The following is a 21,562-nucleotide window of genomic DNA, read 5'->3' on the forward strand; positions in this document are numbered from 1 at the left end:
GATCTTCATCGGGGATGTAACGCCATTTTGCCGTTTCGGACAATCGGGCTTGCGGATGGTGAACTTAGCCGCGGCCGTAGATCAGATCGCGCTCGATATCGCTCTTCTGGCCGAGGCGCGCCTTATAGACCTGATAATTCTCCATGACGCGCTGGACGTAGTTGCGCGTTTCGGGGAAGGGGATGCGCTCGATCCAGTCGACGACGTCGTCGATCGACTTGCCGCGCGGATCGCCATAGCGGCTGATCCATTCCGGCACTTTGTTCGGACCGGCATTATAGGCGATGAAGGTCAGGATATAGGAGCCGCCGAAGGCATCGATCTGTTCACCGAGATAATGGGCGCCGAGAGTGGCGTTGTAGCCGGCATCCTGCGTCAGCTTGGCGTCGGAATAGGCCATGCCGTGACGGCCGGCCACGGCCTTGGCCGTCTTCGGCAGAAGCTGCAGCAGGCCGCGCGCATTGGCCGAGGAGACCGCCGCCGGATTGAAGGCGCTTTCCTGCCGGGCGATCGCATAGGCGAGCGCCTTGCCGGAGCCGGAAATATTGGCGTTGTCCGGAATGACGCCGATCGGGAAAGCGAGTGCGGCGACATCGATGCCGCGGCCGTAGGCGATCTTGCCGACCTGCAGCGAAAGCTGGTGATTGCCTGAACGCTCGGCGCGCGCCGCCAGCAGCGCGATTTCACCGGGGCTCTGCAATTGCTTGGCGAGCGCCCGATAGAGCGCGTCGGCGCGCCAGCCATGGCCGGCTGCCTCCAGCCGCGTGATGGCCTGAACGGCCTCCAGCGTCTGGAAGCGCTGCCGATCTTCGGTGGTCGGCGCGGGATAGGCGACGTTCAGCATCCGCCGGCCGAGTTTTTCGGCGGCGAGCTGGCCATAGAATGTGCTCGGATAGGAGGCTGCCTTGGCATAGAACTCGGCCGCCTCGCCGGGGCCGCCGGCTTCGGCGGAGCGGCCGAGCCAGTACCAGGCGCGCGACAGCGAGATCGGGCCGTTCGACACTTGCAGGATCTTGCGGAAATGCGTGGCGGCGGCCGCGCCGTCCTGCAGTCCGCGCAGCGCGTACCAGCCGGCATGGAATTCCGCCTCGCCGACATCCTGCGGGCTTTCCGCCGCGCTGACATCGACGACGCGATAGGCGGCCTTGAAGTTGCCCTGATCCACCAGGCCGCGGCTGACGATGCGCTGTTCGTTCCACCATGCGCCGGCATTGACGAGGCTCGCGCGGTCGCGCGGCATCTGCGTCAGCAGGCTGGCGGCGTCGTCATATTTGTCCTGGCGGCGCAGATTCTCGATCCGCATGAAGAGATAGGCGGGGTCCTTTCGCCATTGTGCATCGATGGTGGCGAGCAGGGTTCCCGCATTGGCCGAGCGGTTGTTGACCGCCGCCCAGGCCTTGTAGAGCGATTGCGCCTTGCCGAGATCGCCGAAGCGCTTGGCCTGCGCGGTGCGGTCGCGATAGAGCAGATAATCCATGCGCGCCTTGTGGTCGGCGGGCGACAGCAGGCCGGCGAATTCGGCGAGGATCTTGTCCTCGAAGGATTTGTCCAGCGCCTCGTTGCGCCAGATCTTGCGGATGAGCTTGGCGGCTTGTGCGGATGCGCCGCGCGACATCAGCGCCCGCGACAGGATCACGCTGCCTTCCGGCGTTTCCGGCTGCGTATTGCCGAAGGCGGCAAGCACCTGATCGGCCGGCGGATTTTCGGTATAGAGTGCCCGCTCGGAATTGGCGCGCAGGCTGCCGAGGCCCGGCCAGCTGACAAGCTCGCGCGCCGCCGCGGCGATTTCGCCGGAGGGAACGCCGGGCTGGCCGGATGTGGCGATCGCCCAGGTCAGGATATGTCGGTCGAGCGTGCCCTGGTTCATGCCGTTGCGAATGGCGAGCGCCTGCATCGGGTTCTTGCTGGAGAGGGCGTCGAGACCGGCCTTGAGGTCGCCGCTGAGAGGAGCGATTGCGGAGCCACGAGGGATCGAGCCCGTGCTCAGCGGGTCCGTCGTGGTCATTGCCACGTCGGTCGCCCTTGCTGTCGGCGTCTGTTCAGTGGGAAGTTGTGACGCAAAACTACCCCACGCGACCGCCACGCCTACAGCCGTCAGGATCACGAGAGGTCTTTTCATCCGGCTACTCACAACAAAAAACAGGTCCCCTCCATTTGCCGAAATTTACATTAACGAAACCTTAGCGCTGGTCCGAATTTCAATCAATTATGATATCGGAAACTGTCCTTCACCAGCGAAAGCGTGCTTGTCGGCGTCACGCTGGCGCTTTATGGTGCGCGGATTCATAACCATGGATTGCGGCTGAAGCGTGGAAGCGCGCCGCGAGGAGACTTGCATGTTCCAGGGGTCCATTCCCGCTCTCGTTACGCCCTTTACCGATGCTGGCAAGGTGGATGAAGCGTCCTTCGCTTCCCATGTCGATTGGCAGATCAAAGAGGGCAGCAGCGGGCTTGTTCCCGTTGGCACCACGGGTGAATCGCCGACCCTGTCGCACGAGGAGCATAAGCGCGTCGTCGAGCTCTCCATCGAGGTAGCGAACAAGCGCGTTCCGGTCATGGCCGGCGCCGGCTCCAACAATACCCGCGAGGCGATCGAGCTTGCCCAGCACGCCGAAAAGGTGGGCGCCGATGCCGTTCTGGTCGTTACCCCTTACTATAACAAGCCGACGCAGAAGGGGCTTTACGCGCATTTCTCGGCGATCGCCGAAGCGGTGAAGCTGCCGATCTACATCTACAACATCCCCGGCCGTTCGGTTGTCGATATGACGCCGGAGACCATGGGGGCGCTCGCCAAGGCCTATGGCAACATCGTCGGCGTCAAGGACGCCACCGGCAAGATCGAACGGGTTTCCGAGCAGCGGATCACCTGCGGCAGCGACTTCCGTCAGCTGTCCGGCGAGGACGCGACGGCGCTCGGCTTCAACGCCCATGGCGGCGTCGGCTGCATCTCGGTCACCGCCAATGTGGCGCCGCGCCTTTGCGCGGAGTTTCAGGCCGCCACACTCGCCGGCGACTATGCCAAGGCGCTCGCCTATCAGGACCGGCTGATGCCCCTGCATAAGGCGATCTTCCTGGAGCCCGGCCTTTGCGGCGCCAAGTACGGCCTCTCCCGTCTTGGCCGCATGAGCCGCAATGTTCGCTCGCCGCTGCTCTCGACGCTGGAGCCGGGCACGGAAGCGGCCATCGATGCCGCGATGCGCCATGCCGGCCTGTTGAACTGACGCCGATACGCAAGGCAGTCCTATTCGAGGCCGCTCTCTTCACAAGGAGGGCGGTCTCGCTTATTTAGGGGGCAGGAACCTTGGCGCGCCGATGGCCGCTGCCGGAAATGACGCACGAAAAAGAAGAAGAACCATGGCACCCAAAGGCAGCCAACGCGTGGTGAAGAAGGTTGTCGCGGAGAACCGCAAGGCCCGCTTCAATTATGAGATCATCGATACCTACGAGGCCGGCCTCGTGCTGAAGGGCACGGAGGTCAAATCGCTGCGCGAGGGCAAGGCCAATATCGCCGAATCCTACGCTTCCGACGAGGACGGCGAGATCTGGCTGATCAACTCCTACCTGCCGGAATATCTGCAGGCGAACCGCTTCAATCACGAGCCGCGCCGCCGCCGCAAGCTGTTGCTTTCGGGCCGCGAGATCGGCCGGCTGCGCTCCGCCGTCAACCGCGAAGGCATGACGCTCATCCCGTTGAAAATCTATTTCAACGATAGCGGCCGCGCCAAGCTCGAGCTGGCGCTCGCCAAGGGTAAGAAGATCCACGACAAGCGCGAATCCGAGAAGGAACGCGACTGGAACCGGCAGAAGAGCCGGATTCTCAAGGACAATGGGTGAGAGTGAGGGTGAGGAGCGGTCGGGCAAAGCCCGAGCAATCGATCCAGTGAATCGATTGCAGCGACGAACGCCCTGAGCCGAAAGCGAAGGGCCGGCTGTTACGGCAAACTCGGATACGCAACAGCTTGCGGACGATCACCACCATTATGAATTAAACGCAGCGACGAACGCCCCTTCGGCGGGTTCAGGATGCCAAAGCGAAGGGCCGGGTGTGCGGCAAACGCTGAACGAGTCCGCCGCACCCCGTGATTACTCGTCGACCTCTACCGCCGGCGCCGTCTCGACCGGGCGTTGCGGGCGGTCGGAGGGGTCGCGGCCGATTTCCGCCTTCAGCGACACGAGGTCGATGAAATGGTCGGCCTGGCGGCGAAGGTCGTCGGCGATCATCGGCGGCTGGGTGGCCATGGTGGAGATGACCGACACCTTACGGCCGCGGCGCTGCAGCGCTTCCACCAGGGTGGTGAAGTCGCCGTCGCCGGAGAAGATCACCAGGTGATCGACCGTTTCCGACTGTTCCATCGCGTCGATCGCCAGCTCGATATCCATGTTGCCCTTGATCTTGCGGCGCCCCATGGAGTCGGTGAATTCCTTGGCCGGCTTGGTGATGACCTTGTAGCCGTTATAGTCGAGCCAATCGATCAGCGGACGGATCGAGGAGTACTCCTGATCCTCGATGAGGGCCGTATAGTAATAGGCACGCAGCAGATATCCACGCTTCTGAAAGGCCTTCAGCAGCTTGCGATAGTCGATATCGAAACCAAGGCTCTTGGATGCGGCGTAGAGATTGGCGCCGTCTATGAAAAGTGCAATTTTTTCGCGTGGGTCGAACATCGCTTACATATCCACTGTTATCAAAACGCAATCATTGTACGCAAAATCTAGTCAAAACAACGCCTTGCTTGACGCCGGCGAATAATTCGCATTACTTTATGAATTATTCATATAACCGAGATGTAGGGCACGTTTCGCGATATTCCAAGCAATTTTAAGTAGAATCCATGATTTGTCTATTGAATTTTAGCGGATTGTGGAGGGATTGGGAGGGCCGGAGCAGGAAAAACTTGAATTTGCCTTCGTTTGCTTGTATCGGCGTGCTACTCCGAGACATGATGACGAAATCACGACCGTAAAGGACAGGCAATGGCCCGTGTCACAGTAGAAGATTGCATTGATAAAGTAGAGAACCGGTTCGAGCTCGTATTGCTCGCCAGCCATCGCGCGCGCCTGATTTCGCAGGGTTCCTCGATCACCATCGACCGCGATAACGACAAGAACCCGGTGGTTGCCCTGCGCGAAATCGCCGACGAGACGCTGTCTCCCGACGATCTGAAGGAAGATCTGATCCATTCGCTGCAGAAGCATGTCGAAGTCGACGAGCCCGAGCCCGATCCGGCAAGCCTGCTGGCCGCCGGCGCCAGTGCAGCTGCCTCCGGCGACGAGGAAGAAGATGCTCCGGAAGCCGTCACCTTCGACCAGATGTCGGAAGAAGAGCTTCTGGCCGGTATCGAAGGCCTTGTTCCGCCGGAAAAAAGCGACGATTACTGATCGCCGATCTTGATGCTCCATTCAGGAGCGATATGATGACTTGATGCGTGCGCCGGTCGTATTGACTGGCGCGCTTTTGTTTTTGCGGGAGTAGCTTGGGAATGATGCGGCAATACGAGCTTGTCGAGCGCGTGCAGAAGTACAAGCCCGATGCCAATGAAGCTCTGCTCAACAAGGCCTATGTCTACGCGATGCAGAAACATGGGCAGCAAAAGCGCGCCAGCGGCGATCCCTACATCTCCCATCCTCTCGAAGTCGCCGCCATCCTGACCGACATGCGCCTGGATGAATCGACGATCGCCGTCGCCCTGCTGCATGACACGATCGAGGATACGACCGCGACGCGCGCCGAAATCGACGAATTGTTCGGCGAGGATATCGGCCGCCTGGTCGAGGGGTTGACCAAGATCAAGAAGCTCGATCTCGTCACCAAGAAGGCGAAGCAGGCCGAAAACCTGCGCAAGCTGCTGCTGGCCATTTCCGACGATGTCCGCGTCCTCCTCGTCAAGCTGGCCGATCGCCTGCACAATATGCGCACGCTCGACCACATGTCGCCGGAAAAGCGTGCCCGCATTTCCGAGGAAACGATGGAAATCTATGCGCCGCTTGCCGGTCGCATGGGTATGCAGGACATGCGCGAGGAGCTTGAGGAGCTTTCCTTCCGCCATATCAATCCCGAGGCGCATGACACGGTCACCAAGCGTCTCCAGGAGCTGTCGCGGCGTAATGAAGGCCTGGTGAAGAAGATCGAGACCGAGTTGCGCGACCTGCTGGTCGCCAATGGCCTTGCCAATGCGATGGTCAAGGGGCGGCAGAAGAAGCCCTATTCGGTCTTCCGCAAGATGCAGTCGAAGTCGCTGTCCTTCGAGCAGCTGTCGGATGTCTACGGCTTCCGCCTGCTCGTCGACGACATTCCCTCCTGCTATCGCGCGCTCGGCATCGTACACACGCGCTGGCGCGTCGTGCCCGGCCGCTTCAAGGATTACATCTCCACGCCGAAGCAGAATGACTACCGCTCGCTGCACACGACCATCGTCGGCCCATCCAGCCAGCGCATCGAGCTGCAGATCCGCACCAAGCGCATGCATGAGATCGCCGAATTCGGCATCGCCGCGCATGCGCTCTATAAGGACGGCACGAATACGAGCGCCAACGGCGATGGCGAGCTGCTGTCGCGCGAAAGCAACGCCTATTCCTGGCTGCGTCACACCATCGAGGCGCTGGCGGAAGGCGACAGCCCCGAGGAATTCCTCGAACATACCAAGCTGGAGCTGTTCCAGGACCAGGTCTTCTGCTTCACGCCGAAGGGCAAGCTGATTGCGCTTCCGCGCGGCGCCACGCCGATCGATTTCGCCTATGCCGTTCACACGAACATCGGCGATACCACGGTCGGCGCCAAGATCAACGGCCGGATCATGCCGCTGGTGACGCGCCTGAACAATGGCGACGAGGTGGAGATCATCCGCTCCGGCGTGCAGGTGCCCCCGGCCGCCTGGGAGGAGATCGTCGTGACGGGCAAGGCGCGCGCCGCCATCCGCCGCGCCACGCGTCTCGCCATCCGCAAGCAATATGCCGGCCTCGGCCACCGCATTCTCGAACGCACCTTCGAGCGCGCCGGCAAGGTCTTTTCGCGCGAGGCGCTGAAGCCGGCGCTGCATCGCCTCGGCCAGAAGGACGTCGAGGATGCCATCGCCGCCGTCGGGCGAGGGGAGATGTCGTCCCTCGACGTGCTGCGCGCCGTCTATCCCGATCATCAGGACGAGCGCGTCACCGTCAAGCCGGCAGGCGACGAGGGCTGGTTCAACGTCCGCAGCGCGTCGGGCATGATCTTCAAGATCCCCGGCAAGACCAAGGCCGATCTCGCCGCCAGCGTCGAGGGTGCCGACGCCTTGCCGATCCGCGGTCTCGCCGCCGATGTCGAGGTGCATTTCGCGCCGACCGGCGCCGTTCCCGGCGACCGCATCGTCGGGATCATGGAAAAAGGCAAGGGCATCACCATCTATCCTATCCAGTCGCCGGTGCTGCAGCGTTTCGACGATCAGCCGGAACGCTGGATCGATGTGCGCTGGGATCTGGACGAAGCCAACAAGTCCCGCTTCGGCGCCCGCATCCTCATCAATGCGCTGAACGAGCCGGGGACGCTTGCCAAGGTCGCGCAGACCGTGGCCGACATCGACGTCAATATCCGTATCCTCAACACGGTGCGCGTTGCCGCCGACTTCACGGAGATGGCGCTGGATGTCGAAGTCTGGGATCTGCGCCAGCTCAACCAGCTTCTGGTTCAGCTCAAGGAACTCGACTGCATCGCCACCGTGAAGCGGCTTTACGAATAATTAGCCCTGATGGTGGCCCTGATCCGGCTGGGCTGCATATTTTGTGATCATTTTATGACCAAAATCTGCCGCCCTCTTGCCTAGGTATGCGATATGCGCATGGCTGCGTCAATTTTAGAGCGGTGGTAATTAACCTTTGCAAGGCCTATCTTCTGATCATCGAAGAAACGAAACAGAGATGAGAGAAGACAATGTTTGGTCCTATCAAGAAAATCACCCGCGCCCTGCGTGTTCCGAGTGTTGAAGAACGCGAAATGGCTTACCTGAATGGTTCGCACGACCGTTTTGACCTTGAATATCGTCAGCGTCAGGTCGATCGTGGCTTGTTCCGCCAGCGTTAATCGCTGACAATACTTTCGAAATGGGTAGGGGCGTGACGTTTGCTGCGCCCTTGGAGCATCCCGCCAGCGGCGGATACTATGCTCCGGAAGTAAAGACGAGGCCGGTCCTGTGCCATGCGAGCACGCCGCGCCCTTGAGAGCCCAGGCAACGCAGCCGCACAATCGCGCGTCATACGCCTCGCCGCTCTTGTCATGACGGCCTTCCGTGCACTAGATAAGCCGCATGTTATTTCGACGCCGAAAACCACTGACGTTCAAGGAAAAGCTGCGGGAGCATCTTTGGCCCCGCAAGGGCTTTGTCCGCTCGTTCCAATATTTTGGAAAGCGGTTGGTACGCCTTGCCGCCTCGCCGCATTCGGTGGCCGCCGGCTTCGCCGCCGGGATCATGGTGTCCTGGACACCCTTCATCGGCGTGCACTTCATCATGGCGATCGTCATAGCCTATCTGATCGGTGGCAACGTGATTGCCTCCGCGCTCGGCTGCCTTGCCGCCGGCAATCCAATCACCTATCCCTTCATCTGGGGTCTCACCTGGGAAATCGGTCATCTGATCCTGGCCCGCGACAGCGGCGGCCAGGGCGAAAGCGTCGATCTGCCGGCCCTGTGGCATAAGGGCGATCTGCTGCAGATCTGGGACCCGGTGCTGAAGCCGATGCTGATCGGCGGCATTCCGCCGGCGATCGTCACCGGCATCATCGTCTATGCCCTGACCTATTACGGGGTGAAGAGCTTCAAGGCCCGGCGCAAGGAGCGGCTGATGGAACGCGCCCGCGAACGCTTGTCGCTCGCCGAAAACGCATCGGGCGTCTGAACGCGCCATCGCGACGGCCGGCTGGAGGGCCCTCTCATGATCATCGGGATCGGTAGCGACCTCATCGACATCCGCCGTGTCGAAAAATCGATCGAGCGTTTCGGCGCGCGCTTCACCGAGCGCTGTTTCACCGATATCGAGCGGGTCAAATCCGAAGGCCGCAAGAACAAGGCCGCCTCCTATGCCAAGCGCTTCGCCGCCAAGGAGGCCTGTTCGAAGGCGCTCGGCACCGGTCTGGCCCAGGGTGTCTTCTGGCGTGACATGGGCGTCGTCAACCTGCCGAGCGGCAAGCCGACCATGCAGCTGACGGGTGGTGCGGCCAGGAGGCTGGCAGCCATGCTGCCGGAAAATCACCGCCCCGTCATTCATTTGACGATAACCGATGATTTTCCGCTCGCTCAAGCCTTTGTGATTATCGAGGCCTTGCCGATCGCGGACTGAATGACAGCCGCATGTCGCTTTTGATACCGGCGCCATTGCCGCCGTGGTATGAAGCGGGTACAGAGTGCCTGAATGTGAAGTGCGCCGGTGGGGTGCGAAAAAGGAATAAGACTGCGTGTCCGAGAAAGCCGAAAAACAGCAGAACGCCCTCTGGGAGAACATCAAGGTTATCGTGCAGGCTCTGCTCCTTGCTATGATCATCCGCACGGTGCTGTTCCAGCCATTCACCATTCCGTCCGGCTCGATGATGCCGACGCTTCTTGTCGGAGACTATATCTTCGTCAACAAGTTCGCCTATGGTTACTCCAAGTATTCGCTGCCTTTCTCGCCGGATCTTTTCAGCGGCCGGATTTTCGGCAGCGCGCCGAAGCGGGGCGACGTCGTGGTGTTCCGCTTCCCGCCGAACCCGGACGTCGACTACATCAAGCGCGTCATCGGCCTGCCGGGCGACCGCATCCAGGTGAAGAACGACATTCTCTACATCAATGGCCAGGCCGTCCCGCGCGAGCCGCATGGCACCTTCGCCTCGGATTACAGCCAGGAGCCGGGCGACAGCATCCCCGTCTATAGCGAACGCCTGCCCGATACCGGCAAGGTCTTCGATACGCTGGATCTCTCGCCGACATCCCGTGGCGACAATACCCAGGAATATGTCGTTCCCGCGGATCACTACTTCATGATGGGCGACAACCGCGACAATTCCGACGACAGTCGTTTCGACGTCGGCTACGTGCCTTTCGAGAACCTGATCGGCCGCGCCAGCGTGATCTTCTTCTCGCTCGGCCACGACACGTCGTTCCGCGAGATCTGGAAATGGCCGACCAACATGCGTTGGGACCGCCTCTTCAAGGTTGTCGAATGACGAAGGCGCAGACGCTCTCGCCGGCGGATCGTGCCAGGCTCGAAGCCGCGATTGGCCATGAATTCGCCGAGAAGGAGCGCCTCGACTGGGCACTGACGCATGCCAGCGCCCGTACGCACAAGGCCGGAAACTACGAGCGGCTGGAATTTCTCGGCGACCGGGTTCTCGGCCTGTGCATCGCCGAGCTTCTGTTCCGCACCTTCGGCTCGGCGACCGAGGGCGAGCTTTCCGTGCGTCTGAACCAGCTGGTCAGCGCCGAGACCTGCGCCGCCGTTGCCGACGAGATGCAACTGCATCTCTTCATCCGCACCGGTGCCGATGTGAAGAAATTGACCGGCAAGCGCATGCTGAACGTGCGCGCCGATGTCGTCGAGAGCCTGATTGCGGCGCTCTATCTCGACGGCGGCCTCGAAGTGGCGCGCAAGTTCATCCTGCGCTATTGGGAGGGCCGCGCTGTCCGGCCAGACGGCGCAAGGCGCGATGCCAAGACGGAATTGCAGGAATGGGCACACGCGAAATTTGGCGTGACGCCTGTTTATAGGGTTGATGACCGTAGCGGACCGGATCATGATCCCCGCTTCACGGTGACGGTGGAAGTGGCGGGAACAGCGCCCGAGACCGGTATAGAACGCTCCAAGCGCGCCGCCGAGCAGGTGGCCGCGACGCGGATATTGGAGCGCGAAGGCATATGGCAGCCGCAGTCGGCTCAGAAATGACGGAAAAAATGACCAATCAGGAAGACACGGCTGCCGGCGAAGGTGCGGCTGAAAACAATGGTCCGACGCATTCGGGCTTCGTGGCCCTTATCGGCCCGACCAATGCGGGCAAGTCGACGCTCGTCAACCGGCTCGTTGGCGCCAAGGTGTCGATCGTCAGCCACAAGGTGCAGACGACGCGCGCCATCGTGCGTGGCATCGCCATCCACGACAATGCGCAGATCGTCTTCATGGACACGCCCGGCATCTTCAAGCCGCGCCGCCGCCTCGACCGCGCCATGGTGACCTCGGCCTGGGGCGGGGCTAAGGATGCCGATCTGATCATGCTGCTGATCGACAGCGAGCGGGGTTTGCGCGGCGATGCCGAGGCCATTCTCGAAGGGCTGAAGGACGTCTCCCAGCCGAAGATCCTGGTGCTCAACAAGATCGACCGCGTCCGCCGCGAGGACCTGCTGGCGCTGGCCGCCGCCGCCAACGAGAAGATCGCCTTCGACCAGACCTTCATGATCTCCGCCGAAAACGGCTCCGGCTGCGACGATGTCATGGATTATCTGGCGAAGACCCTGCCCGAGGGCCCGTGGTATTATCCGGAAGACCAGATCTCCGATCTGCCGATGCGCCAGCTCGCCGCCGAAATCACCCGCGAAAAGCTGTTCCTGCGCCTGCATCAGGAGCTTCCCTATTCCTCGCATGTCGAGACGGAAAAATGGGAAGAGCGCAAGGACGGCTCGGTTCGCATCGAGCAGGTGATCTATGTCGAGCGCGAAAGCCAGAAGAAGATCGCCCTCGGTAAATCGGGCGAGACGATCAAGGCGATCTCGACCGCGTCGCGCAAGGAGCTGTCCGAAATTCTCGAGCAGCCTGTGCATCTCTTCCTCTTCGTCAAGGTGCGCGAGAACTGGGGCGACGATCCCGAGCGCTTCCGCGAAATGGGCCTGGAATTTCCGCGCTGACGGACTACTGCATTCAGCAGGTGCTCTCTACCGTAACCGTCATCTAGTGGGCCGCGCGCATCAGCGCGGCCTGAATGGCTGCGGAACCTGTTGATTTCTCCATCTTTTTTTGCTCGGTCATTAGAGTATCGGCGGTTGCCATTCCTGACGGCAAACCTTGCCCGCCCATTGGAGCGATCTTTTGCACGCTCCGTGCAGCCTCTTCCCAACTCCCGCGTATAAAGTCCTGAAAACGTTTTCGGAACGTCTATCGAGCTGAAGGCGCGATATGTGTCGCCCTGTGCCGAATGCGAAAAGTTCCCGCGCCCGTTCCGGTTGAATGGACCTGATTCGGGTCAATGCCTCTCACCCGGCGTCCGATATTGACACAGGCCGCTCATGTCTTTTTTTAATGACAGGAGCAAGTGTATCAGCATGAACTACAATTCTCGTCACTTTTCGACCAGTTTCACCTTTTACTAACCGCGGCGGCAAAAGCGATTGGAGCATGAGGGCGAGCCCATAGTACCGCGGTACGAAAAGTGCGAAGCGGGTTGTGGCAAGGTCATGTCACAAGAGACTGAGCCAGCACGGATGGGGGCATGCCATCCATTCAACACGGGCCGATGATTGGCACCGGAGGGAATAGATGTGGAACTTTTTACGGGGCACGCCGCCGCAAGGCGCGCGTATGCGGGGGTGGCGCTGATATGACGGTTCAGCGCGCGCTCATTCTGGAAGACAATCTGATCATTGCCATGGAGGCGGAGGAGATTCTTCGCCTTGTCGGTGTCGAGGAGGTGGAGATCGCCTCGAACCTGGAACAGGCGGTCAACGCCGTTCATACGGATCACTATGATTTTGCGATGCTGGATGTGAATCTGGGGGAGTCGATGAGTTTCGGCTTTGCCCGCTTGCTGGTCGAGCGCGGTATCCCCTTCGGCTTCGTCAGCGGCTATTCCGATACGCTCGATTTCCCGCCGGACCTGCGGCATGTGCCGCTCCTGAACAAGCCTTTCGACGAGGCGGCCATGCGGATTTTCGTCGACAAGCTGTCGGCCTCGGGCGGATCGTCCGACATGTGACAGCGCCCGCGGTTTGTCCTAAACTCGAATCACGACAACCTGCGGGACAAACCGGCCGATGCAGTGGCAGGACCATGCGATCATCTTGGGCGTCAAGCGCCTCGGCGAGACCAGCGTCGTCGCCGAGGTGATGACGCGTGCCCGCGGCCGGCACATGGGGCTGGTGCGTTCCGGACGCTCGCGCGCCATGCAGCCGGTGCTGCAGGCGGGCAATCTGGTCGAGGTGACATGGCGCGCGCGCCTGCACGAGCATCTCGGTGAATTCCGCATGGAGCCGGTGCGGCTGCGGGCGGCGCGGCTGATGGAGACGGCGACGGCCGTCTATGGCGTGCAGGCCATGGGCGCACTCCTGCGCCTGCTGCCCGAGCGCGATCCGCATCCGCATCTTTATGATGCGCTCGACGTTATCCTCGAAAACCTGCAGAATCCCATGGATGCGGGCGAGCTTTTCGTTCGTTTCGAACTGGCCGTGCTCAACGATCTCGGCTACGGCCTCGACCTCACCGAATGCGCCGCGACTGGCGTACATGAGGATCTGGCTTTCGTGTCGCCGAAGAGCGGACGGGCCGTCTGCCGCGCGGCGGGCCAGCCCTGGGCCGACAAGATGCTGGCGCTGCCACCCTTCCTCGCCACCGGGGCCGTCGTTGCGGCGGATGGCGAAAGCCTCGCCGATGCCTTCCGCCTGACCGGCTTCTTCCTGCACCGCCACGTCTACGAGCCGCGCGGCATCGAGATCGCCGCGGCGCGCGACGGTTTCATCCAGGCGGCCTTGAAGGCGATGAAGGCGGCTCTGCCGCACGAGACGGAACAACCGACCGCGCTTGCCGCCAAGCGCTGAAAGCCGGACAGGATAATGTTCTAGCCTATTGTTTTGACGCAATTCCGGACGGAAAGCGGCTCACGCAATTTTCCTGGAATTGCTCTAGCGCCGCTTGAAGGCCCAGCCTTCCGGCCGTTCCTCGATCACCGTCACCGCATCGCCGATCTTCACCGTCCCTTCGCCGCGCGGCGCCACGTTCCAGCCGAAAAGCGGGCCGGGGACGCGGCGGTCGGCGGACATGCGCACGCGGCCCATTGCCGGCATCGGGTTCGGCACGTCGCGCGAGCCGGTCTTCTGATCCTGCGTCGTCATGATGCAGCGGGCGCAGGGCTTGACGAGATCGAGACGAATGCCGCCGATCTCGATCGCCGCCCAGCGGTCCTCCGGCCATTCCTCGTCGCAATCGATGACGATGTTCGGCCGGAAACGCTCCATGCCGACGGAACCTTCGCCATGGGCGGCGAGATTGGCGTTGAGCGCCTTCAGCGAGCCGGTCGTGGTGACGAGGATCGGGTATCCGTCGCTAAAGGTGACCGGCGTGTCCTCGCCGGCCCATTCCGGGCTGGCGATGCGCTTGGCAAGCCGGTCGAAGAAAACCATCCTGACCTCGCGGCCGAGCCAGCCTGACAGCGCCCTATTCGTCTCGTGGTCGGCGACAGAGGCACTGACGGCCGATTTCCACACCACGACGTCCATGCGGTTGTCCGGATGCGGCGGCGGCACGATGATGTCGGGCTTGCCCTCCATCTTCAGCCGCAGATAGGAGGGGGCCGGCTGGATATCGATACGGGCGAGATCCTGCAATTCGCGCTGGGTGATGAAATTGCCCGAGGGGTCCACAAGCATGGCGCGGCGGTCGCCGGCGAGGCCGAAGGCGTCGATGGCGGCGGAGGGAATGGCGATGCCGCGGGCGCTCTTGAGCGGATAGATGAAGAGATCGCTGACCTGCATGGGATGGCCCTCAGATTTCGTCGATGAACATTGCCAGCACGGTCTTCAGCCGCTCATGCCGGGCTGCAGCGAAGCGGCGGCCGGCTTCGGTCTGGAAACCATCCGCCAGTTTGAACAGCTTCGTCTCGAAATGGTCAATGGCGAAGCGCTTGTCGTCCAGCGGCCGTTCGGTCGCGAGCGGATCGAAGGGGTCGTACAGGCCGGAGCCCAAGCGGCCGGCGATGTAGAAACAGCGGGCGGCGCCCACCATGCCGATTGCGTCCAGCCGGTCGGCATCCTGCAATATCTTCGCCTCGAGCGTTTCCGGCGCGATATTGGCGGAGAAGCTGTGCGTGGTGATCGCATGCGCGACAGCGGCGACGTCCTCGCTTGCCCATCCCATATCCTGCAGGAGGCCCGAGGCCTTCTCGGCGGCAAGCCGCGACGCCTGGGCGCGATGCGGCGAATTCTTTTCGACCGCGACGCAATCATGCAGCAGCACGGCGGCGGCAAGGATGCGGGCGTTGCCGCCTTCCTCGCTCTGAATGGCCATGGCGTTCCGGAAGACGCGCAGGATATGGGCAATGTCGTGCGAACCGTCATCGCCGTCGGCCGCATGGGGTATGAGGTCGGCGGCCAGCGTTTCGAACGGGGCAAAGGCCCGCGCCATTTTGGTGATGTCCATCGTCGGCCTCATGTCGCAAGAATATGTCGGAATGATCCTGCCGTTCCTACCGGGCCTGGAGATTCGCCGCAATCATTCCGTCGTTCTCCTGCCCGTCAGGACCTTCTGATAGAACAGGCCGATGCCGATCAGCACCGCGCCGAGGCCGATGAAGGACAGCGCCCGCAGGAAGCCTTCGAGATTCGCCATGTCGATCAGGAAGACCTTGACGACCGCGACGAAGACCAGCGCGGCCGATGCAAAACGCAGGCTGCGGGCATCGAAGCGCGCGCCGAGCCAGAGCAGGGCGATGCCGATCAATAGCCAGACGACGGAATAGGAATAGAGCTCTCCCTGGATGAAACCGTTCCAGAACGGGATATATTCGCCCTGCCAGAAGCGGCGCACCGACAGCGTCGCCCAGGAAAAGGCCATGACCGCGCCGGCAACGGCCAGCATGGTCACATAGGGCAGGGGGCGCCTGTTGCGCGCATAGAGCGCCAGCCCGCCATAGCCAACCGCCGGCAGGAGATAGCCGAGCAGCAGCAGGTTAAAGACCGGAATCCGGCCCGTGCTCTCGCCGGTGATGAAGGGGTTCAGGCCCAGCAGATGCAAGGTCAGGATCGAGACGACGGAGAGGACGCCGACCGCCATGCCGCCATAGCGGAAGACCGGGCTCGACGCGCTGAGGTCGAGCGCCATCAGCGTCGCCGAGGCGCCGATCGCCAGCAGGGTGTAGATCGCCTGTTCGCCGAGCGTCGGCACATTCGAATTCAGGACGCCGCCGTTCATCGCATGGCGCACAAGAATGGCGATTGTCAGCAGCACCAGAATGCTTGCCAATGCCTGCAGGGCACTGCGCAGCTTCTGGCCGGGTAAATGCCTGACCTGAAACGCGGCCCAGACGGCGAGTGCGGCCGGAATGCCGTAGCCGGCTAGCAGCATGTTGAAGACTGGCGTCGTGCCGAGCTCGGACGGATCGACGATGGTCGGCTGCCAGGCGATGCGTCCCATGGTGAAGATCAGCGCCGCGACCATCGCCCAGGGCATGACAGGCCAGTCGCGCAGGCGCCCGGCCGATAGATAGGCGAGGCCGAGCAGCGGCAGCAGGATGGTGGCGGTTGCCCCATGGGCAAGCGTGTGCAGGGCAAAGACTGCGGCGGCAAAGGAGCCGGCGGCCAGGATGTTCACGGTCAGCGCCCTGCCGCCCTCGGAAGAGCGGCGGGATTGCCATTCCGCCAGCGCTAGCAGGACAATGCCTAGCCCGATGCCGTAGAGGCCATGCAGCCAGTCGCGCGTCCAGTTGCCGAAATTGATGAAGCTGATCGTGGCGATCGCCAGTGGCGTCACCGCCATGATGAGGCTCCACAGGGAAGCAAAGGACTTCTCGCTGCCACCGAACCGGCGGAGGAAGAAGGCGCCGATCAAAGTGAAGAGCGCGCCCAGCCCGAGGCCCTCGAGCACGACGATGTCATAGAGTGCGGAGGAGCTGTCGGTAATCTCCACGCCGCCGATCGTATGCGAGAGCGCCAGGAACATGCCGCTCACGGCAGCGGCCGCCGACAGGATCGCCGCGCAGCCGGCATGGAGACGGCCGGCCCCGAAGGCGGCAACCGACGCGACGATGGCTGCGAACAGGAAGGTCGCTTCCGTCAGCGGATATCCGTAGCGGACACTATCGACCAGGAGGAAGAGTGCGACGGCGAGCGCGCCGACGGCTGCCGTCAGCGTCACCCCGAGCGGCGGCCGGGCGAGGAAATCTGCCCAGTCGCTGACGGGAGGCGTAGCGGCGGGAGGCGCGGCCGGGGTCTCCTCCTGCGGGGCCGGTTCGTCGCTGCTCTCTGCTGCAATCGCTGCGGCCGCCTCATACCGTCCCGGCCAGAGGAAGATCGTTCCGGCGATCATCGCCAGCATGGCTACCGTCACCGGCGTCAGTTCCACGATGGGGCTGAAAGTGATGAAGAGCAGCGGCCAGAGGCTGAGCAGCGCATTGGCGGCGGCCGGCACGATCAGCCAGCGGCGCAGCCGCGAGGCGGCAATGGTGGCGAGCCAGGTGAAGGTGAGGTAGCCGAACAGCACCCATGGCTGCGGCGCGGTCGAGGCGATCAGTGCCGGCGTGATCATCGAGGCCAGCAGGCCGAGGCCGGCAAGCGCTTGCCCATGCAGCAGCGACAGGCCGAGCGTGGCAAGCGAAATCAGCGCCAGCAGCAGGAAGGCGGTGGTCGGCCCGATGAAGCCGTAAATGCCATGCGCCGCATAGGTCGAGCCGAACAGCGCGACGACGCCCGCCGCCGTCAGCACGCCGGGGATCATCGCATTCTGGAAGGTATTGGCAAGGACAGGCGCGGAACGGCGGCGGATCACCTCGCCGGCGGCCACGAGGACGAGGCCGAAGATCGCAGCCAGCGCCAGCCGGACGCCGGGGCTGAGCAGGCCGCTCTCGATCGAATATTTGACCATGAAGATGCCGCCGAGCGCCAGCGCGATGCCGCCGACCCAGACGGCCCATCGGGCGCCGATCGTGCTCTCCAGGCTTTCGTTGGCCGCTGCGGTTGCCGGCGCCGGAAGGCCGGTTTCCTCGATCGGATCTGCGGTCATGCGCGCGGCGATGGCGGCCTTTTCCGCCTCCACCTCGGCCTCGCTGCCATCGGGGAGTTCGGTGACCGCATCCGCCAGTGGCCGCGAGTCGGCTTCGGCCTCGATACCGGGAGTTTCCATCGCCGCCGATTCGCCGTCAGCCACGGCAAGCACCCGGCCGGCTATGGCATTTTGCAGCTCCTGAACGCGGCTTTCGAGTTTCTTTAGCCGCAGGTTGTAGCTTCGCAGGATCAAAATACCCGCGATCACAACGATGATCAGCAGCAAACTCATGACGTTTCCTCCATGGGCTTTCGCCGCTTACCTTATACGAAATAGATCCGCCGGTAAGGGAAATTCAGAGGATTTTCTCATGATTTCAGTGGATTAACCGGAAAGATGGCTGGCCCGTGGTCGCGTTGGCCGCCATTTCATTATTAGGATTCATTAATTTATAACTAGGAAACTATTGTTAATACTCATTAACAATTCGTCTTTACCAGCGCGGCGAAGCAGCTTATCAGGGAGTAGTTCAATCGAAATGTATTGCGTACAAACGACGTCGCATGAGGCGGCTCCTACCCTAGGAGGTTTGTATGTCCCATGTATCTTCCATATCCAACAGTTCCTATGCCTATCGCGGCACGCTGTCGCGGCTGGATGCGAACGGTGATGGCATTTTGAGCCGCGAGGAACGCGAGGCTGACGAGCGTCCAGGCATCATCGAGGCCGATGCGGGCGAGAGTGAAAGCAGCACCTACGGCACGGTCAGCAGCATTGGCAACAGCGGCGCATTGGGAAGCCTCATGGCGAAGCTCATCCAATTGCCGAGCAGCGGTGTGGCGACGGTGGAGGGAACTTCTGACGTCAATGGCACCGCCGATCTCGATGAGCTGACGGCGGCGGACGCCTATAACAGCACCTACGGTCAGTACGACGTCGACGATATGGCGGCTTGATCCGCTTGCCCTGATGTCGTTGCGGTTCGCCGGGCTGCGGCGGGCCGTCTGTTTGTTATTGGAATCATTCATTTCCTTCCGACGGGAACACCTGTCCTTCTAATGCGTTGCATTGACAATGCCAGAAGGGGAGGAATTTCCATGAGAGCGATCATCATTGCCGCGGTCGTGGCTTTGTCGGCGGCGCTGCCCGCTTCGGCGCAGACCAAGCAGACGGCAATCGCCAATTTCGTCGGTGCCGACGGCAAGCAGTCGGGACGGGCGGTGTTGACCGAGGCGAAGACCGGCGTGCTGATCGAGCTCGATGTTTCCGGCCTGCCGGCCAATCGCTGGGTGGCCTTCCATATTCACGAAAACGATCGCTGCGACCATACGCACGGCTTCGAATCCGCGGGCGGTCATTTCAATCCCAACAAGGCGGAGCACGGGCTGCTCGCCGCCAATGGACCGCATGCCGGCGACATGCCCAATCAATATGTCGACCAGGACGGCAAGCTGCGTGCGCAGGTGTTCAACGGCATGGTGCTGCTGGACGGCAAGAACGGCATTCGCGGCCGAACGCTGATGATCCACGCCGAATCGGACGATTACCGCAGCCAGCCGGTCGGCGGCGCCGGCAAGCGGCTGGCCTGCGCGGTCATTCAATAGCCATTCTCAAGGCGAGGGGGCGGCGCGAACGCAGCTTCCTTTATTCGGAACTGCCACGCGCAAACAGCGGCAGCACGAACGGCGCATTTCCGTCCGCATCGGCGCCGCGTCCGATTGCCTTGATGGCTGCGACCAGCCGGCCCTTGCGGCCGAGCATCTCGTCGCCGAGCGCTACCAGCCGTGCATTCGGTGTCGCATAGGGCGAAGCCGCGCGCAGGCGATGGACCAGAGCTGCGTCCTCCTCCTCCGGGTGAACGGCGAGCGCCGCGATCAGCGCCGCCGCCGGCGAGCGCGAGACCCCCATCCAGCAATGGATGAGCAGCGGTGACGCGCGGTCCCAGCTTTGGGCAAAATCGATGATCTCCCGCACATGTGTTTCCTGCGGCGCGACGAGGTCGCCGGTGCCGGCAAAGCTGATGTCGTTCATGCCGAGCAGGAGATGCCGGTCCGCCCTGATCACGGCCGGTCGGTGAAAGGCCTGCTCCTTGGCCATCAGGCTGATCATCTCGCGGGCGCCATGGCGGACGGCCATTTCCGCGATGCGTGCCAGCGGCGAGACGACGATCGCCGTCATGCCTGAACTTTCGCGTCGGCGCGTTCGGCATCGATCGCCTCGAAGCGCTTCAGGAAGAGGCGTTGTGCCTCGAGTGCCGGCATCGGCTCGATCGGCAGCATGTCCTGCGTGATGCCGCGCGGCTGCCCGAAGAGCTTGCGCGCCTCCTGCGGCGTGAAGCCGGCAAGCAGCGTCGCCTCGAAATAGGCCGAGACCGTATCCGCCTTCTTGATCTTTTCCTTCAGGCGCGGCGCGCAATGCGGCGGCAGGGCGAAACGACGGTAGATCGCTGCCTCCAGCCGCCTCTCCACGTCCTTGTAGTCGCCGCCGACGACGGATTTGAACGGCGAGATCATGTCGCCGATGACATATTCCGGCGCATCGTGCAGCAGCGCCGCCAGCAGTTCGTCCGGCGTCGCCGGATTGAGGTGGCGGAAGATCGCCTCGACCACGAGGCTATGCTGCGCCACCGAAAAGGCGTGATCGCCGAAGGTCTGGCCGTTCCAGCGGGCGACGCGGGCAAGTCCATGGGCGATGTCGCCGATCTCGACATCGAGCGGCGAGGGGTCGAGCAGATCGAGCCTGCGCCCCGACAGCATGCGTTGCCAGGCACGCGGCGTATTGGCGGATGTCATGCCGAGGCCTCGTCGGCCTGTGCCGGAAAGGAAAGCCCGGACCAGGCGGGCAGCGCGAGCGAGACTTCCTCATCTGCAGCGAGGATCGGCGTGCCGGCCGCCATGGCTTCGCCTGCGCGATCGATGCGGACGATGGCAAGGCCGCTGGCGCCCTCGGTCGAGCCGAGCGTGCCGATCGGCTTGCCGCCTGCCGTCAGTTCAGTCCCGCTTGCGGGCAGGGCGCCGCCGCTGCCGCTGACGATGACGACCCGCCGGCGGGCGGTGCCGCGATGCTGCATGCGGGACACGACTTCCTGGCCGACATAGCAACCCTTGCGGAAGCCGAGGCCGCCGTTCAGATCCATCAGCACGTCATGTGGAAATGCGTCCTGCAAGGCGAAATCGCGGCCGGAGACGGCGATGCCGTTGACGATGCGCAATGCCTCGTAAAGCGCCTCGGCGTCGTCTCCGTGATGGCCGGGCGTGCGCGTCAAGGCGATGCCTGCCTTGGCGAAGCGGCTGTCCTTGCGGCCATCGGCTGCAGCCTCTCCCCAAGCGACGGTGACGCCTTCGGTGTCCTCGATCGCGAACTCGACCGGTGCGCGCAGGCGATACATGGTGAGACGCTTCAGCAGTCCGTCCCGCTGCGCGGCATCGGTTTCCAGGAGAAAGCCGGCTCCGTCCCGCCAGATCATGAAATCGAACAGGATCTTGCCCTGTGGTGTCAGCAGCGCGCCCGGCCGGGCTTCGTCCACGCCGAGCGAGGCAAGGTCGGTGGTGATGAGATTATGGAGGAAAGGCTCCGCCTCCGCGCCGGTGACGCGTAGAAGGGAGCGGTCTTTCAGGAATACGGATGGCATGGTGGACCCGTCGATTTCGCCTATCGCTCAGAGGTAG

At 62.5% G+C, this 21,562-nt stretch carries 22 protein-coding genes; 14 read left to right on the top strand and 8 right to left on the bottom strand.

The annotated features are described in order from the left end of the window. Positions 1–64 precede the first annotated feature (64 nt). Entirely contained in the window at positions 65–2,119 is a 2,055-nt protein-coding gene (locus tag FHX11_RS08985) for a lytic transglycosylase domain-containing protein (RefSeq protein WP_184357124.1), read from the bottom strand. A gap of 217 nt (positions 2,120–2,336) precedes the next feature. Here FHX11_RS08985 and dapA point away from each other — a divergent pair, with 217 nt between their 5' ends. Both dapA and smpB read left to right on the top strand, forming a co-directional pair. Then, positions 2,337–3,221 carry a 4-hydroxy-tetrahydrodipicolinate synthase gene (gene dapA / locus FHX11_RS08990; RefSeq protein ID WP_184357126.1) on the top strand — a complete coding sequence of 295 codons (885 nt, stop codon included), beginning with the start codon at positions 2,337–2,339 and terminating at the stop codon, positions 3,219–3,221. A gap of 133 nt (positions 3,222–3,354) precedes the next feature. Continuing rightward, a complete protein-coding gene (gene smpB / locus FHX11_RS08995; RefSeq protein WP_184357128.1) occupies positions 3,355–3,834 on the top strand; it encodes an SsrA-binding protein SmpB in 480 nt (159 codons plus the stop codon). Between the two features lie 249 nt (positions 3,835–4,083). Here the strand turns inward: smpB and FHX11_RS09000 are convergent, their stop codons facing one another. Beyond that, positions 4,084–4,665: an NYN domain-containing protein gene (locus tag FHX11_RS09000; protein WP_184357130.1), complete on the bottom strand. Its 582-nt coding sequence runs from the start codon at positions 4,663–4,665 to the stop codon at positions 4,084–4,086. A 309-nt stretch (positions 4,666–4,974) separates the two neighbouring features. Between FHX11_RS09000 and rpoZ the strand changes: the two genes are divergently transcribed. From rpoZ to recO, 10 genes are all read left to right on the top strand, one after another. After that, positions 4,975–5,379, top strand: coding sequence for a DNA-directed RNA polymerase subunit omega (gene rpoZ, locus FHX11_RS09005; RefSeq protein ID WP_184357133.1), 405 nt, complete (start codon positions 4,975–4,977; stop codon positions 5,377–5,379). 101 nt (positions 5,380–5,480) lie between these two features. Beyond that, positions 5,481–7,712 carry a bifunctional (p)ppGpp synthetase/guanosine-3',5'-bis(diphosphate) 3'-pyrophosphohydrolase gene (locus FHX11_RS09010; RefSeq protein ID WP_184357135.1) on the top strand — a complete coding sequence of 744 codons (2,232 nt, stop codon included), beginning with the start codon at positions 5,481–5,483 and terminating at the stop codon, positions 7,710–7,712. A 191-nt stretch (positions 7,713–7,903) separates the two neighbouring features. Beyond that, positions 7,904–8,053 carry a DUF3563 family protein gene (locus FHX11_RS09015; protein ID WP_184357137.1) on the top strand — a complete coding sequence of 50 codons (150 nt, stop codon included), beginning with the start codon at positions 7,904–7,906 and terminating at the stop codon, positions 8,051–8,053. A gap of 223 nt (positions 8,054–8,276) precedes the next feature. Next, the gene (locus tag FHX11_RS09020; protein ID WP_184357139.1) at positions 8,277–8,864 is read left to right on the top strand and encodes a DUF2062 domain-containing protein; all 588 of its coding nucleotides are present in this window, start codon (positions 8,277–8,279) and stop codon (positions 8,862–8,864) included. Positions 8,865–8,900: 36 nt separating this feature from the next. Further along, positions 8,901–9,305: a holo-ACP synthase gene (gene acpS / locus FHX11_RS09025; RefSeq protein WP_184357141.1), complete on the top strand. Its 405-nt coding sequence runs from the start codon at positions 8,901–8,903 to the stop codon at positions 9,303–9,305. A gap of 115 nt (positions 9,306–9,420) precedes the next feature. After that, positions 9,421–10,167 carry a signal peptidase I gene (gene lepB / locus FHX11_RS09030; RefSeq protein ID WP_184357143.1) on the top strand — a complete coding sequence of 249 codons (747 nt, stop codon included), beginning with the start codon at positions 9,421–9,423 and terminating at the stop codon, positions 10,165–10,167. Continuing rightward, positions 10,164–10,883: a ribonuclease III gene (gene rnc / locus FHX11_RS09035; protein WP_184357146.1), complete on the top strand. Its 720-nt coding sequence runs from the start codon at positions 10,164–10,166 to the stop codon at positions 10,881–10,883. Before lepB ends, rnc begins: the two co-directional genes overlap by 4 nt. Positions 10,884–10,891: 8 nt before the next feature. Then, a complete protein-coding gene (gene era, locus FHX11_RS09040) occupies positions 10,892–11,836 on the top strand; it encodes a GTPase Era (RefSeq protein WP_184357148.1) in 945 nt (314 codons plus the stop codon). Between the two features lie 689 nt (positions 11,837–12,525). Continuing rightward, positions 12,526–12,900, top strand: coding sequence for a response regulator (locus FHX11_RS09045; RefSeq protein WP_184357150.1), 375 nt, complete (start codon positions 12,526–12,528; stop codon positions 12,898–12,900). 58 nt (positions 12,901–12,958) lie between these two features. Then, entirely contained in the window at positions 12,959–13,738 is a 780-nt protein-coding gene (gene recO / locus FHX11_RS09050) for a DNA repair protein RecO (protein ID WP_184357152.1), read from the top strand. Between the two features lie 84 nt (positions 13,739–13,822). On the opposite strand, the gene FHX11_RS09055 is transcribed toward recO, so the two are convergent. The 3 genes from FHX11_RS09055 to FHX11_RS09065 form a co-directional block, all read right to left on the bottom strand. Continuing rightward, entirely contained in the window at positions 13,823–14,671 is an 849-nt protein-coding gene (locus FHX11_RS09055) for an MOSC domain-containing protein (protein WP_184357154.1), read from the bottom strand. 10 nt (positions 14,672–14,681) lie between these two features. Next, positions 14,682–15,335 (bottom strand): HD domain-containing protein, encoded by a 654-nt coding sequence (locus tag FHX11_RS09060; RefSeq protein WP_184357156.1) that lies wholly within the window; start codon positions 15,333–15,335, stop codon positions 14,682–14,684. Positions 15,336–15,407: 72 nt separating this feature from the next. Further along, positions 15,408–18,185 (bottom strand): DUF2339 domain-containing protein, encoded by a 2,778-nt coding sequence (locus FHX11_RS09065; protein ID WP_184357158.1) that lies wholly within the window; start codon positions 18,183–18,185, stop codon positions 15,408–15,410. A 302-nt stretch (positions 18,186–18,487) separates the two neighbouring features. On the opposite strand from FHX11_RS09065, the gene FHX11_RS09070 reads away from it, so the two are divergent. Then, positions 18,488–18,850: a hypothetical protein gene (locus tag FHX11_RS09070; protein ID WP_184357160.1), complete on the top strand. Its 363-nt coding sequence runs from the start codon at positions 18,488–18,490 to the stop codon at positions 18,848–18,850. Between the two features lie 141 nt (positions 18,851–18,991). Continuing rightward, positions 18,992–19,498, top strand: a complete 507-nt coding sequence (locus FHX11_RS09075; protein WP_184357162.1) for a superoxide dismutase family protein — start codon at positions 18,992–18,994, stop codon at positions 19,496–19,498. Between the two features lie 40 nt (positions 19,499–19,538). On the opposite strand, the gene FHX11_RS09080 is transcribed toward FHX11_RS09075, so the two are convergent. From FHX11_RS09080 to FHX11_RS09090, 3 genes are read right to left on the bottom strand one after another with little or no spacing between them, the layout of a single operon-like run. Next, positions 19,539–20,072 carry a tyrosine phosphatase family protein gene (locus FHX11_RS09080; RefSeq protein ID WP_184357164.1) on the bottom strand — a complete coding sequence of 178 codons (534 nt, stop codon included), beginning with the start codon at positions 20,070–20,072 and terminating at the stop codon, positions 19,539–19,541. Further along, complete coding sequence (locus tag FHX11_RS09085; protein ID WP_184357166.1) at positions 20,069–20,686, bottom strand: HD family hydrolase; 618 nt, start codon at positions 20,684–20,686, stop codon at positions 20,069–20,071. Before FHX11_RS09085 ends, FHX11_RS09080 begins: the two co-directional genes overlap by 4 nt. Then, complete coding sequence (locus FHX11_RS09090; RefSeq protein WP_184357168.1) at positions 20,683–21,525, bottom strand: folate-binding protein YgfZ; 843 nt, start codon at positions 21,523–21,525, stop codon at positions 20,683–20,685. Before FHX11_RS09090 ends, FHX11_RS09085 begins: the two co-directional genes overlap by 4 nt. Positions 21,526–21,562: the final 37 nt, after the last annotated feature.

This window comes from Rhizobium sp. BK602 (assembly GCF_014195095.1).
Classification (GTDB): Bacteria; Pseudomonadota; Alphaproteobacteria; order Rhizobiales; family Rhizobiaceae; genus Rhizobium.